Origin of the sequence: Bacillus sp. 0209A (assembly GCF_036765095.1) — a bacterium.
In the GTDB taxonomy this organism is placed as follows: Bacteria; Bacillota; Bacilli; order Bacillales; family Bacillaceae; genus Bacillus; species Bacillus subtilis_G.
Map to the genome: position 1 here is coordinate 565,537 of NZ_JBAIZV010000002.1, position 14,781 is coordinate 580,317.

Consider the following 14,781-nt stretch of genomic DNA (forward strand, 5'->3'; position numbering starts at 1 on the left):
AAGGCTATTGGATGAATGTCCAATAGCCTTTTTGCTTAAATTTCTTCTTTGTTTAATAAACCTTCCATAAATGGAACGAGCTGATCGCGAAGCTCTTTATCCTGCATCGCAAACTCAAGAGTTGTTGTGATAAAGCCAAGCTTTTCACCAACATCATAACGCTTGCCTTCAAAATCGTAAGCAAACACTCTTTGAATTTCATTCAGTTTTTGAATGGCGTCTGTCAGCTGGATTTCTCCGCCGGCACCAACTTGCTGCTCTTCTAAGTACATGAAAATCTCAGGTGTGAATACGTAACGGCCTAAGATGGCAAGGTTAGAAGGTGCTGTGCCTTTAGGCGGCTTCTCAACGAAGTTTTTCACCTGATAACGGCGGCCTTCGCTTGTCAGCGGGTCGATAATGCCGTAGCGGTGTGTTTCTTCTTCAGGCACCTGCTGAACACCGATAATAGAAGAAAGTGTCTTATCGTATTCGTCCATTAACTGACGCAATCCTGGTGTTTCTGCCTGAACAATATCGTCTCCGAGTAGGACCGCAAACGGCTCATCGCCGATAAAGTTGCGCGCGCACCATACAGCGTGTCCGAGTCCTTTAGGCTCTTTTTGGCGGATATAGTGGATATCAGCCAGATTAGTAGCTTTTTTCACTTTTTCAAGGAGTTCCGTTTTGCCTTTTTCTTCCAGGTTTCTTTCGAGCTCAGGAGAGTAATCAAAATGATCCTCAATCGCACGCTTGCTTTTTCCTGTTACGATAATAATATCCTCAATACCGGCTTCAACAGCTTCTTCAATTATATATTGAATGGTAGGCTTATCAACGATAGGAAGCATTTCTTTCGGCATTGCTTTCGTAGCCGGCAAGAATCTCGTTCCGAGACCCGCGGCAGGGATGATGGCTTTACGTACTTTTTTCAATTTCAAAGCACCTTCCTTAAGAACAGATTTAGGGTTCAGCTTTTTTGAATGCTGAGTATTTAAAAGGTTTGAGTTTCTTTTCTCATGAATACCCTATTTTCATTCTGTTAAACACATTTAATCATATAAGAAAAACCAATATTAAACAAGAGTCAATTCAGTGACTTTGAGGTCAAATAAATACAAAAAATAACATTAATTGGTATATAAAACAGTTTACGCTGATCCGAATAAGTCAAGAAATATAACAGCTTCTCCATCTCTAGAGCCTGCTCAGCAAAAATGATATAATGTAGTTCTGAAATTGTAACTGTACGAATTTTTTCGAAAGGTAATAATAGAGATGACGATTAAGGTTTCTACCCCACAATTAGCATATGTTTGTTCAGGACTTCATACTGCAAAAAAGTTCAATATCAATACAATTGATTGGAATTGTCCAATGGAAATTGTCACTTTGCATCATGATCCTAATGGGCCTTCTTCTTTTAAAGATGCTGCTGTTATTAATTTGTACAGCTACTTTAAAGGACCAGAACCTGAGAAAGTTAAAATAAAGCATCCGATAGAACAAGAAGGTTTCACATATATTCAAGAACCGAACAAGCCCATTTACCGCTATTACGACAATGGACGTTATATCAAATATCAAAGGTTTACAGCAACAGGAGAACTTGCTGTCATTGATTACTTTAATGAAAACAGGCAAAGGTTTAAAAGGGAAGAATACGATTTATTCGGCTATGTACACAGCTTAATATACATGGATCTGGAAACGAACAAACCGAAACAGCATCTTTATTTAAGAAAAGACGGCACCTGTTATATGACCAAATGGTATAAGAATAACGGAACAACTGAAAAAATTATTATTTTTGACGAAAAAGACAATATAGTCAAAGTATTGTACTCAGAAAATGAACTCTATTATGAATTTTTGAGCCGCTTGATAAAAGAGACGGAATATTTATTCTTAACCTCAGAAGTGGGCGTATATAAAACATTGAAGTCTATTTCTGCTGAATATTCTTCCATGTATTTAGGTTTTATAGAGACGAATGAGGTATTGGACAATCCTGAAAAGGAAATAAGCTGCCTTCATGCTTTCGTGGTTCCTTCTTTGAAGAGGTATCATGACACAATTGAAAAAACGGGGCCTCGCACAACTATTTATAACGTTTCTGAAGGCTCATTTACTTGGAAAGGCTTTGTGGACAAACTTATTGATCAGGTGCCTTTTCATAATCAATTGAAAGATATGCATGTTAAGCTGTTAGCTGCAGAGTGGCAATCAAAATCCGACTTATATTTGTCAGCCAAGGTCGAATGTAAAGGCGAAGTTCCTGCCCATTCTGTTGGCCGTCATAAAATGTATTGGAAATTAAAAAATAAGAAGAGCGGCACTGAAATTACGTTTAACGCAAATGTAAACAGCGAGGAAGAGCTGATATTTACTGTAAGCGGTACGCTCCATGTGCTTTCTGTAGTAGATCAGCTATCAGCGTTAGAGTTGTATCTCTGTTGCGAGTGGGATAATAGCTTCTTTGCATCGAGTGTAGAAGTAACCGATCCGAAGAAACTTCCAGCAGCAGAACAAAGCATTTCAGGCTGGCGATTGAAATTGGAAGAAGAAAAAAATCATTTGTGTGTTCATACAGCCGAGGGATTTCGGAGAAAATTAATGAAGCGGCTGTTTGTGAAAAAATAGGCGAGAAAGTTTTACCAGAAGAAGGAGCTTGAAAATGAGAAGGATCTTTTCACTAATATATGAAATAGACATTGAAAAAGGCGGCATTACAAGTTCTATGATGTCAAGATCTTTTACATTTGCGGAGCGCGGCCATAAAATCGATTTGGTCACACTTGATTATAAAGAGAATTATGATCAGATTGAGAAAGAGCTGAAGAACGCTGGAAGACTGCATGCTGATGTAAATATCCTCAATATTTATGACGACTATAAAAACCAGCATAATCATATAAAAGTCGGGGATACACAGCAAAGCTATTATGAACAAAATCGCAATCGCTTTGAAGAACCATATGCTGTTTATCATAATGAGGAAAAATTAGAGACCGAATACTTCAAGAATGGTTTATATATGAAAAAGAAGAAGTGGGATGAATCGAGTAACCTTTTATATGTAGATCATTTCAATGAAAATATGCAGATGACAAAGCGTGAATTCTTTCATGGCGATTATGTAAATAAAACGGTGTTATTCGATACGAGAAGCGGAAAAATCAATCAAATTCACTACACAGCACCGGACGGTTTTTGTTATTTAACAGAATGGTACCATTTTAATACGGGAGCCAGTCAGGGAGTTATGCTGTTTGAACGAGAGGAAAAAGAAGCTGTCTTTTTCAAAAACAGGCACAAGTTTCATACACATTGGCTTGAGAAGCTATGTGAAAAAGAAATGGCCCCGATTATCATCTGTGATGGTGTCGGAAGTGCTTCAAAAGTGAATGAAATGCGTGGTGGATTGGCAAAACGATATTACTGTGTTCATTCAAATCATTTAGATTATCCCTACATGTTAGGCAGCAATGTCCGGAAAAATCATCAATACGCGATGGAGCATATTAAAGATTATGACGGGCTGATCGTATTAACGAATGAACAAAAAGAAGATATTATGAAGGATTTTGAGTCGGATCAAAATATTTTTGTTATTCCCCATGCTCCAAGAAGGCTTGAAAAGCTAAAAACGTATGAAAAAAAGAAAAACGAATTTGTCATGGTGGCCAGATATCATGAGGAAAAAGGGATCGATAAGGTTATAAAAGCAATGGAAATTGTAAAAAAATCGCGCCCTGAAATTGTCCTTAATATTTATGGCAGCGGTCCCGGCCACGAGCAATACCAGCAATTGATCAATGATCTTAAGCTGGATAATGTACATTTAAAAGGTTATATCGCAAATCCTGCTCCGTTTTATCAGCAGGCGCTTGCGACGTTATTAACATCAAAATTTGAGGGGTTCAGCCTTGCTATTTGTGAATCGTTTTCATGCGCAACCCCGGTTATCAGTTTTGATGTGAAATACAGCCCAAGAGAGCTCATAAAAGAACACGAAACGGGCATGCTTGTAGAGCCTGATCATATTGAAATGCTTGCTGAGAGTATCATTTATTTGTACGACAACCCTGAGAAAGCCATTCAATATGGAAAAAATGCAAAGAACTTAATGAATACAGAATATAGTGAAGACCGATTGTTTGAAAGATGGGAAGAAGTATTTGAAATGACGAAATAGTACATTTTTATACCATGTTTGTTCATTATATGAGCTTTTGTGAAAAAATAGAAGCGGATAAGGATAGAGGTGTCAGGTTGAAAATTACGGCAGCAGTACCCACATACAACTCAGAACAGTTTATCTCCCGCTGTCTGGATAGTCTGGTTCAACAAACCATGCCGAATCATGAGTACGAAATTATTTGTGTAGATGATTGTTCTCAGGATGCCACGGTTTCCATATTGAAAAAATACAGTGAACAGTATTCTAATATAACGGTTATTGAACGCAAGAAAAACTCGGGAGGGCCAGGCGAACCAAGAAACCAAGCCATATGTGCTGCTCATGGTGAATACATTTTTTTTATTGATTCCGATGATTATTTAGGAATTGAAGCGTTTGAGAGAATGTATCAATTTGCACAGCAGCACGATTCAGATATTGTGCTTGGGAAAATGGTCGGTGTAAACGGCAGAGCGGTTCCGCAAGCTATTTTTAAAGAAACAAAACCTGAGGCCGATCTTGTTAAATCTCCGCTTGTCTACTCAATTGGCCCGACAAAACTTTTTAAAGTTTCACTGCTTAGAAAACATGACATATATTTTCCTTCAAATATACAGGCCACAGAGGACCAGGTGTTTGTCATGAAAGCTTATTTAGAAGCGGACAAAATTTCTGTCTTGGCCGACTATGATTATTACTACGCTGTACAGCATGACGGCGAGCACATGACATTTGCATATGTGGCGCCCCAAAGCTACTACGGTGCTATGAAGGTAATCATAGATATGATTTGTGAGAGCCGTCTATCCCATACCGGCAAAAAGCAGTTTATGGCCAAGTTTTTAAATCGCCATTTTGACTTTTCCAGAACAACGGACTTTACCGTAACAATAGAAGATGAGCAGGAACAACAAGATTGGATGACAGAGCTTCATCATTTTGTAGAACGAAATATTCCGCTCGAAATTGACAGACTTGTTCATTCTCATACACGGCTAAAATTATATTTTGTACGTCGTAATGATCTAAAGGGTTTGAAGCAATTTGAAGCTGATAAAGAAAATATGACTCAATTTACGTCTGTTCAAAATGGTCATATCATAGCAAACTACCCAAGCCTTATACGGTATCATTTAACAGAGAACGAACGGATCATTGATGACAGAAATAAAATCAGTCATTACGTGAGCGAATTTCAAATGAAGAACAACACTTTATTATTAAAAGGAACGGTTACCCACTCGGCTTTAAAACAAGAGCATCAAGATATGCAAACTTTATCTGGCATCTGGGTGCATCGTGCTAGAAAAACTGAAAAAATCATTTCTCCGTTGTATGCTAAGGACGGCGAATTTGAATTTCTCACGAAGTTTACTGATTTGGCAGTTCATGAAGAAGATATGGGTGTTTGGGACTTCTTTATTGAATCAGAGATTGACGGATATAAAAAACGCGCCCGAATTGGCAGCAACAGAGAAAAGTATCCCTATCCAAAGCATGCTAAATATATTGGGAATAACGGAAAATATGCTTTTAGCGCAAGGCCTTATTTTACAAAAACATACGATAATCTGTCAGTCGATATCAGAGAACAGGAAGATTTGAAAGTCGAAATCAGAACGAGTGATTCTGATGGGGATCTAACGCTCGTATTCCCTGGAAGCCAATTGTTTTTCCCAAATCAGTCTTTATTATTGCTGGAATTCAATAACCAAGAGTTTTTAATTCCAATTAAAAAACAAATCAGTTCCGCTGATGGAACAGTGATCCAGGTAGACCGGAATCTTGTTGAACAAAAATTTGCCCCTGCTCATTTACACAACACCAATATCGTTTTATCCATTAACTCATATAAGACGACATTGGTTCCAAAAAAGGATGTCAGCGTATACTTTTGCAGTAAAAATATTGAAAAAAAGCTATGGTGCTTTAAAATAAAGAAGAAAGTAGATCTATATATACAATCAGACCAATCAAAATTTTATCTGACAGCCCGTTAAACAAAGAAACAAGGTGACAAATATGAAAAAACTAAAAGTCATGACCGTCTTCGGGACCAGGCCTGAAGCGATAAAGATGGCACCGCTTGTACTTGAATTGAGAAAATATCCTGAAATAGACTCCTATGTGACGGTCACTGCCCAGCATAGACAGATGCTCGATCAGGTTTTAGATGCGTTTCACATCAAGCCTGATTTCGATTTGAACATCATGAAGGAGCTGCAGACACTGGCAGAGATTACGTCCAACGCGCTTGTGAAATTGGATGAACTGTTCAAAGACATCAAGCCTGATATTGTGCTTGTCCATGGTGATACGACAACGACCTTTGCCGGAAGCCTTGCCGCTTTTTATCATCAAATTGCTGTCGGCCATGTGGAGGCCGGGCTCCGTACAGGGAATAAGTATTCCCCGTTTCCGGAAGAGCTCAACCGCCAGATGACAGGGGCGATTGCTGATTTGCATTTTGCGCCGACATGCCGGGCGAAAGAGAATTTATTAAAAGAAAATAAAAATGCAGACGCGATTTTTGTAACGGGCAATACAGCGATTGACGCACTTCGCACAACGGTGAGGGACGGTTATTCACATCCTGTCCTCGATCAGGTGGGCGAGGATAAAATGATTCTGCTGACCGCGCATCGCCGGGAAAATCTGGGCGAGCCAATGGAAAACATGTTCAAGGCTATCCGCAGAATTGTTGAGGAATTTAAAAATGTACAAGTCGTTTACCCTGTGCACCTGAATCCTGTTGTCAGGGAAGCGGCTCAGAAGCATTTTGGCGATTCTGACAGAGTACATCTGATTGACCCTTTAGAAGTCATTGATTTCCATAACTTTGCGGCAAAATCACATTTCTTTTTGACAGATTCGGGCGGCGTTCAGGAGGAAGCACCTTCTCTCGGGAAACCGGTGCTTGTGCTGCGCGATACGACGGAACGCCCTGAAGGAGTGGAAGCAGGAACGCTGAAACTTGCAGGGACGGATGAAGAAAACATTTATCAGCTGGCAAAACAGCTGTTAACTGATGATGATGAGTACAAGAAAATGTCCTACGCTTCTAATCCGTATGGCGATGGAGAGGCTTCCCGCCGGATTGTGGAAGAATTGCTGTTTCATTACGGATACCGGAAAGAGCAACCGGATTCATTTACAGGCAAATAAAAAAGAAGCTTTGCACACTGTGCGAAGCTTCTTTTTGTTTTAGCTATCGAGGTTTTCCTTCAGCTCTTTTGTGATATTGGAAAGGGCAGTTTCATCAGCTTGGTAGTAGTAGATTCCATTGATTTTTGTGCCTTGACCTTTCAGTTCGTGCTGCTCAATTTTTTTACGCGCGCCCTTGTAGTCGGACTGAATATCCCACATGTCATCAAAGGTCAAGTTCGTTTTCACATTATCTTCAACCACTTTGAACATATCTCCAAATTTCGTAATGGAAGAGATATTCGCGCCTTTATTAATGATTCCTTGGATGACTTGGCGCTGGCGGTCCTGACGGCCAAAATCGCCTCTTGGATCTTCTTTTCTCATCCGGCTATAGGCGAGCGCCTCTTTGCCGTTCAGCGTGATTTCACCTTTTCCGAATGAATAACCGTCATAGCTGAACGCGAATGTGCTGTTAACTGTTATGCCGCCAAGTGTGTCAACAACGTCTCTAAAGCTTTCCATGTTCACTTTTATGAAATAATCAACCGGAACATCGAGGAAGTTTTCAACCGTATCAACTGTCATCTGTGTACCGCCGTATGCGTATGAATGGTTGATTTTATCCATTGTGCCTTTTCCGATAATTTTTGTATATGTGTCTCGCGGAATGCTGACCATGTCAGTTGTATTCGTTTTTGGGTTAACGGTCATATAAATGAGCGTATCGGCACGGCCTACATCTCCGTCGCGTTCATCCACACCCATAATTAAGACGGAAAACGGATCTTTTTTATTGATGTTGACCTCTTTATCCCTTTTTTTAGATTTATCAATACTCTCATGAATACTTGCCACAGTTGAAGCAGCTTTATGCCATAAGTAGTAGGCATAGCCGCCTGTTCCGAGCACTAAAACGGCCACAATGGCTAAAATGACAAGTAATGCCTTTCTTTTTTTCTTTCTTTTTTCAGCTCTCATAATAAAGTCCTCGCTTTTTTGTAATCTAGTACGATTATAAGTTTCTTAATATTTGAAAACAACTAATATTTGTCTGATTCTTTACAATAGACGGCTGCTTGTAACAAATGTTTCGGTATTTTAAGAAAATCCGCAAAAACTTTTCGTTGTTTTGATAGAAATCTTAAAATAAGCTTAAAATTGTCGATAAAAACAGGAGAGGTGATATAGGAATGAAAAAACTTGCTATTCTAATGTTCTCAATGCTGCTACTTTTATCTGCATGCGGCACAGCTGAGAACTCATCAGGTTCAGAAACAAATACAGACAGCCAGGATGCTGCTGCTGAAGAGAGTGTAACGAAGGAAGGCACGTTTGCCGGTTTGGCGGACAGCCATACGATTGCCGTCGATATTGATGGTGACGAGACTATGATTCAGGTTGGTTCAGACCTTCAGGACAAAATGAACAGCATTTCAGAAGGACAAAAAGTGGTTGTTGAATACACAAAAGATTCAAATGGCGTCTTAACGCTAAAGAATCTTGAGACGAAGTAATAAAAACTTCTTAGGGGGTTCTATGTTTTGAAAAAAATGAAGCTCTTGCTTCTTACGTCAGTCACTGCGGCGGCTCTTGCATGCCCGGCGTTTATGCAGTCTGCGAAAGCCGCTGATAAAACCATTTCGGTGAAGCTGAGCAATTATGTAGGCAACAAATCAAGCTTGAATGTCGATATTACAGGCGGCTATGAAATTCCGGGTTCAAGAATTGCGGATACAGAGCGATACGGAGGGGCAACCCGTTTTGATGTTGCCAATAATGTAGCTTCAGCCGGCTGGACAAATCCAACGACTGTGGTCATTGTGAATCGAGACGCTTTTGCAGATGCGCTCTCAGCAACACCGCTTGCCAAAAAATACGACGCACCGATTTTATTAACAGACGCAGGTTCGCTAACACCAAAAACAGAAAGTGAAATAGCAAAACTAAATCCTGACAATATTCTCATTATTGGCGGAACGATCAGTGTTTCTAAAAATGTAGAAAATACATTGAAAAAATATGGTTCTATCGATCGGATTGGCGGTGCAACCCGTTACGAGGTTTCCAAAAACATAGCCGACCGAATGGGGAATTACAGCCAGGCAGTAGTGGCTACAGGCATGGTCTTTACAGATGCCCTGTCAATCGCGCCATATGCTGCAATGAACGGTTATCCGATTTTACTTGCGGGAGACAATAACATCCGCAGCGATTACAGAATTCCGAGCAACGTTACAATTGTCGGAGGTCCGTTGAGTGTCAGCACTGGTGTAGAAGCCACTTTAAAAAAGCAGGCAGTTGTAAAACGGATTGGCGGGGTTTCCCGGTATGAGGTATCTGCCAACATCGTCAAACAATTAAATATGAAAGCGACAAAGGTCTTCATGTCAAATGGCAAAACCTTTGCGGATGCTTTGACAGGATCTGTTCTTGCAGCGAAGCAGGGAAGTCCTTTACTGTTGGTTGAATCCGACAGCCTCCCGTCACCAGTCGCTGATGTGGTGACATCAAAAGGAACTCAGTCATTTGCACTGCTTGGAGGAAGCATCTCCGTGAGTGATACGCTAAAGAACAAACTGGCAGATACTTTTTCAGGATCTGGCTATTCAGTTAAGTTATCCGGCGGAAACCTGGTGCTTTATAAAAACAGCACTGCTATCAAGACGCTTGGAACTTCTTTCACAGCAAATCCTAAAAAATATGCAACGACAAATTCTATCAGTCTCAATGGAACGCCGTATCTTGGAAATATGAAATTCACGATTGAGTCAGGCAAATATGTTCGTCCGATTAATGTGGATATCCCTTTTGAAGATTATTTGAAGGGTGTTGTACCCCATGAGATGCCGGCTAGCTGGCAAAAAGAAGCGCTTAAAGCTCAAGCTGTCGCTGCCAGAACTTATTCCATCAGATCGGCCGGAAAAGAAGTACAAGACACCACCGCTTTTCAGGTATATGGCGGATATGACTGGAATTCGAGAACTTCAGAGGTTGTAGAAGCCACAAAAGGAAAAGTTTTAAAATACAATGGCAATTTGATTTCAGCTACATATTCCTCAAGTAACGGCGGCTACACGGAAGCGAGCGGTGAGGTATGGAGCAGCCAGCTTCCTTATTTAATCGCAAAAAAAGACTCCTATGACCCGCAGAGAAGCTGGTCTCTGTCATTAAATAAAACCCAGCTCGATAAAAGCAGCTTGAATCTCAAAAGTCCGGGATCTTGGTGGAGCACTAAAAATGAAATCAACTCCGTATATTTGAACGGTTTGAAAAGCTGGTTTATCAAAAATAAATACAGCACTGCCGAGTCTATCAAAATCACGAAAATATCCAGTGTGAAATTCAGCACGGCAAAAACTGCCGGTCAGCGGCCGGAAACAGCAAGTGTGACATTCTCTTATTTCGTGAAGGAAAAATCAAATGGCTACATTCTTTCAAATGGCAGCCTGAGTGAAAAAACAGCAACAATTTCTGTACCTGCGACACAGCTGAGAACGATGCTTGGCGCTTCAAATATGAAGAGTGCATACGCTTCTGTCTCCAGCAATACAAACGCCTTTATCATAAGCGGTAAGGGATATGGGCACGGCATAGGCATGAGCCAATATGGAGCGAATGCCAGAGCGGCTGCCGGGCAGTCATATACAACAATATTAAGTTTTTATTATCCGGGAACGACTCTATCAAGCTATTAAAAGATTGGTAGAAGTTCAGGGAGGCGCAGTTCTGCCTCCTTCGTTCGTTATTTGATTTATGAATCATTATCAATCTTTGGAGGGACTATCTTTGCGGATCTTTCTTAAAAGCTTACCAATTCTGATATTGGGAGTCGTGTTGTTTGTACCAAATGCTTTTGCAGCCAACTCTGTCACAAGGCTGGATGGAGCAAGCAGATATGAGGTTGCTGTGAATGTTTCAAAACAAGGCTGGAGCAGTGCGAGCACAGTTATTGTGGCGAATGGAACAGCATATGCCGATGTATTAACAGCTGCTCCTCTGGCTTATAAATACAATGCTCCAATTCTATTGACGGAATCATCTAAGCTGACAACACCGACCAAAGACAGAATCAGCCAGCTCAAACCGAGCAAGGTCATCGTCATTGGCGGAACAATCAGTGTTTCCAGCAACGTTGTAAGTGACATTAAAAAATTGGGTGTTTCCACTGTGGAACGGATCGGCGGAAGAAGCCGCTACGAAGTTGCCCAAAATATTTCAAAAAAATTGTCTTCGAATTCAAGAGCGGTCATCGCAAATGGAACGGCATATGCTGACAGTCTGGCGATCGGTTCTTATGCCGCTCGCAACGGTATTCCGATTCTGTTAACAACGGCAAGCTCAGTTCCCACACCGACAAAAAATGCGATGAGCGGAAAAAGAACAACATCGACGATCGTGGTCGGAGGAGAAATCAGTGTTTCTAAAAGTGTTTACAGCCAGCTTCCTTCACCAACAAGAATCGGCGGAAACAGCCGTTTTGAAGTGGCTGCGAACATAGCGAAGAAGTACTATTCTTCATCAAAGGCTGCATTTGTCAGCAATGGCTATAAATATGCCGATGCCTTATCGGGCTCTGTGCTGGCTGCGAAGCAAAATCGTCCAATGCTGTTTACGGATGCCCGTTCACTGCCAACTGCCACAAGAACAGTCATCGGATCAAATAGCAAGAACACATTCACTGTACTTGGAGGAACCATTTCAGTTACAGGCAATGTCACGAACCAGCTGAAAAATGTCATTGTAGGCAAAAAGATTTTTGTGGACGCCGGACACGGGGGATACGACAGCGGAGCGGTCGGTAATGGTTTAAAGGAGAAAGACGTGAACCTTGCCGTAGCAAAGCTTGTAAACAGCAAACTGTCTAAGGGCGGGGCTGTTCCGGTTATGGCTAGATCTACAGATTTCTTCTTAGAGCTTTCTGAGCGGGTTGCAAAAGCCAAAAGCAATCGTGCAAATCTGTTTGTAAGTATTCATGCCAACTCAGCAACCTCTTCTGCAACCGGTACCGAAACATACTATTATACAAAGTATGAGTCAGCAAACAGCAAACGTCTCGCGACAGAAATCCAAAACAGGCTCTACAAAGCGCTCAATACTCAAAACCGCGGCGTGAAAATCGGTAATTTCCATGTGATCAGAGAATCAACGATGCCGAGCAGTTTAGTGGAACTGGCATTTATTTCAAATGCGAACGATGCAAGTAAGTTAAAGAGTGCTTTGTACCAAGAAAAAGCAGCTCAATCAATATATGAAGGAATCATAGGCTATTATTAGGATTTGTATATATTGAAAGCAGCTTGCCGGCAAAACCTATCAGGAATTGCCGGCAAGTTTTTTATACGATAAAATGAGTAAAATTTAAAAAGTATACATGCTATGTAAAAGTTTAGCAAAAATTAAGATTAGGCCTATTCTTATTGACAGATGTTTTTGATATAATGATCAGGCAAAAATATAACCGATCCATTAGGGTAGTGAGGTAATCGATGAAGATAAGCATTGTTATCCCTGTATATAATTCAGAAGATCTTATTTCCGAATGTCTTGACAGCTTAGTTAATCAAACAATGCCAACAGAGGATTATGAGATTATATGTGTCGATGATAAATCTACGGATTCATCTTTAGACATTTTGAAGCAATATAAAAAGAAGTATGAAAATATTGTTGTTAGTGAAAGAACGGAAAATTCAGGCGGTCCAGGTGCTCCGCGCAATGATGCAATAAAAATTTCCAAAGGTGAATATATCCTGTTTGTTGATTCCGATGATTATCTAGGAAATGAAGCATTGTTGAGATGGTATAATTTTTCAAAAGAGAATCAATCAGATATTACTTTAGGGAAATTAAAAGGGGTAAACGGCAGAGGCGTTCCCAAATCGATGTTTAAAGAAACGAACCTGGATGTTGATTTAGTTGATTCCAAAATTGTTTTTACATTGGGACCTCAAAAACTGTTTAAAGCCTCACTTTTAAAAGAAAATCAAATAACCTTCCCTACTCACATCAAAGCAGCGGAAGATCAAGTCTTTACAATGAATGCTTATTTGAAAGCAAAGAAGATTTCTGTTTCAGCTGACTATGATTATTACTATTTGGTCAAAAGAGACGGCGAACATATGAGTGTTGCTTATGTTCCCCCAGAGAACTTTTATGGAGCGATGGAAGATATTGTCTCCGCCATTAAGGCAAGTGACCTGGAAGAAGCCAGAAAAATTAAGTTGATGGCAGTATTTTTAAACAGGCATTTTGATTTTTCACGGACAAAAAATGTCACAATAAAAATGAAAACCGATGAAGAAAGAGCTGAATGGTTTAAATATTTGTCATCGTTTATTCATGCAGTGCCTGAAGAGGCGGATCAATTTTTGCTTCCGCATATCAAATTGCGGCTGCTGTTTATTCGCAATAATGATTTGAAAGGATTAACCCAGTATGAGCGGGAAGAACAAGACATTAAAAAGTTCTGTACTGTACATAACGGGGAGTTAATTGCGCGTTATCCGAGCTTAGAGCGGTATCCCGTTTCTGAAGAACTACTAAAAGTAAATTATAAAAATAAACTTGAACATTATCTGCAGAATATTGAATTTAATGATCGCAGCCTCAGCATTCAAGGAACCATGAAACACAAATTGTTGGATGATGAAACGAATAATAATCAATCCCTGACAGGAGTGTTTGTTCATCGTGATACAAAGGCGGAAAAATACATTTCGCCGGCTTTAAATGAAAATTCCGCGTTTACATTTGAGTGTAAGTTTGATGAACTGGCATCTGCTGAAGAAGATTTAGGCGTTTGGGATTTCTTTATTGAATCGTCAATAGATGGCTACAAATTAAGGGCAAGAATAGGAAACAAGCGTGCAGCGTACAAGTATTCTACGAAAACGATGTATTTAGGTCATAACGCTTTGTTTGTCTACAGCGCCAGACCATACTTCACAATGAACTATGATAATCTTTCGATTGATATCAAGAAACATGCATATACAGAAGCTGAACTTTCCTATGATACAGGATCAAAAGATTTATCATTTCTTTTTAAAGATAAGCAAATCTGGTTGCCAAATCATTCAAAAATCATTGTCAATACCGGTCAGGCTGAAATTTCATTGCCGGTAAAACGTATTGATTTAGAGCCTAATTGTACGAAATTGACGGTTAACGTGCAGAGTTTGCTTGAGCAGCTAGCTCATGTCCAGAAAGAACATCGATTAATTGATTTTGCGATAAACACTTCTCAAAATAAAATCAGTGCAAAAGTGGATAACCAAGAAATTATCCTCGACTCAAAGAACGTGGAACGAAAATCCATGTTAGTCTTTCGTAAAACAGTTGAGGTTCAATATAAGCTGTTAACCTCTAAATCAAAATTTTATTTTCAATATTAAATGCTTCGCAGAGAAAAGAGACAAATCTGAAAAATGGTTTGTCTCTTTTTTTATACAATATGCTTAATTTTTAAAAAA

10 protein-coding genes are annotated in these 14,781 nt (G+C 39.9%); 8 read left to right on the forward strand and 2 right to left on the reverse strand.

The window, feature by feature from the left end:
• Positions 1-35: 35 nt before the first annotated feature.
• Positions 36-914 (reverse strand): UTP--glucose-1-phosphate uridylyltransferase GalU, encoded by an 879-nt coding sequence (gene galU / locus V6D44_RS08095; RefSeq protein WP_202327949.1) that lies wholly within the window; start codon positions 912-914, stop codon positions 36-38.
• Positions 915-1,257: 343 nt separating this feature from the next.
• Here galU and V6D44_RS08100 point away from each other — a divergent pair, with 343 nt between their 5' ends.
• The 4 genes from V6D44_RS08100 to wecB are packed head-to-tail and all read left to right on the forward strand — an operon-like array spanning position 1,258 to position 7,327.
• Complete coding sequence (locus V6D44_RS08100; protein ID WP_333516398.1) at positions 1,258-2,622, forward strand: alpha-glucosyltransferase N-terminal domain-containing protein; 1,365 nt, start codon at positions 1,258-1,260, stop codon at positions 2,620-2,622.
• Between the two features lie 34 nt (positions 2,623-2,656).
• The gene (locus V6D44_RS08105) at positions 2,657-4,177 is read left to right on the forward strand and encodes a glycosyltransferase (protein WP_087991576.1); all 1,521 of its coding nucleotides are present in this window, start codon (positions 2,657-2,659) and stop codon (positions 4,175-4,177) included.
• Between the two features lie 29 nt (positions 4,178-4,206).
• On the forward strand, positions 4,207-6,162 hold the full coding sequence (locus V6D44_RS08110) for a glycosyltransferase (RefSeq protein WP_202328232.1): 1,956 nt from the start codon (positions 4,207-4,209) through the stop codon (positions 6,160-6,162).
• A 22-nt stretch (positions 6,163-6,184) separates the two neighbouring features.
• Positions 6,185-7,327 (forward strand): non-hydrolyzing UDP-N-acetylglucosamine 2-epimerase, encoded by a 1,143-nt coding sequence (wecB, locus tag V6D44_RS08115; protein WP_333516399.1) that lies wholly within the window; start codon positions 6,185-6,187, stop codon positions 7,325-7,327.
• A 39-nt stretch (positions 7,328-7,366) separates the two neighbouring features.
• Here the strand turns inward: wecB and tagU are convergent, their stop codons facing one another.
• On the reverse strand, positions 7,367-8,287 hold the full coding sequence (gene tagU, locus V6D44_RS08120) for a polyisoprenyl-teichoic acid--peptidoglycan teichoic acid transferase TagU (protein ID WP_087991574.1): 921 nt from the start codon (positions 8,285-8,287) through the stop codon (positions 7,367-7,369).
• A 212-nt stretch (positions 8,288-8,499) separates the two neighbouring features.
• Between tagU and V6D44_RS08125 the strand changes: the two genes are divergently transcribed.
• From V6D44_RS08125 to V6D44_RS08140, 4 genes are all read left to right on the forward strand, one after another.
• On the forward strand, positions 8,500-8,823 hold the full coding sequence (locus V6D44_RS08125; protein WP_087991573.1) for a hypothetical protein: 324 nt from the start codon (positions 8,500-8,502) through the stop codon (positions 8,821-8,823).
• 27 nt (positions 8,824-8,850) lie between these two features.
• Complete coding sequence (locus tag V6D44_RS08130; protein WP_087991572.1) at positions 8,851-11,004, forward strand: SpoIID/LytB domain-containing protein; 2,154 nt, start codon at positions 8,851-8,853, stop codon at positions 11,002-11,004.
• 91 nt (positions 11,005-11,095) lie between these two features.
• Positions 11,096-12,583 (forward strand): N-acetylmuramoyl-L-alanine amidase, encoded by a 1,488-nt coding sequence (locus V6D44_RS08135; protein WP_202327950.1) that lies wholly within the window; start codon positions 11,096-11,098, stop codon positions 12,581-12,583.
• A 212-nt stretch (positions 12,584-12,795) separates the two neighbouring features.
• Positions 12,796-14,703: a glycosyltransferase gene (locus tag V6D44_RS08140; protein ID WP_333516400.1), complete on the forward strand. Its 1,908-nt coding sequence runs from the start codon at positions 12,796-12,798 to the stop codon at positions 14,701-14,703.
• Positions 14,704-14,781: the final 78 nt, after the last annotated feature.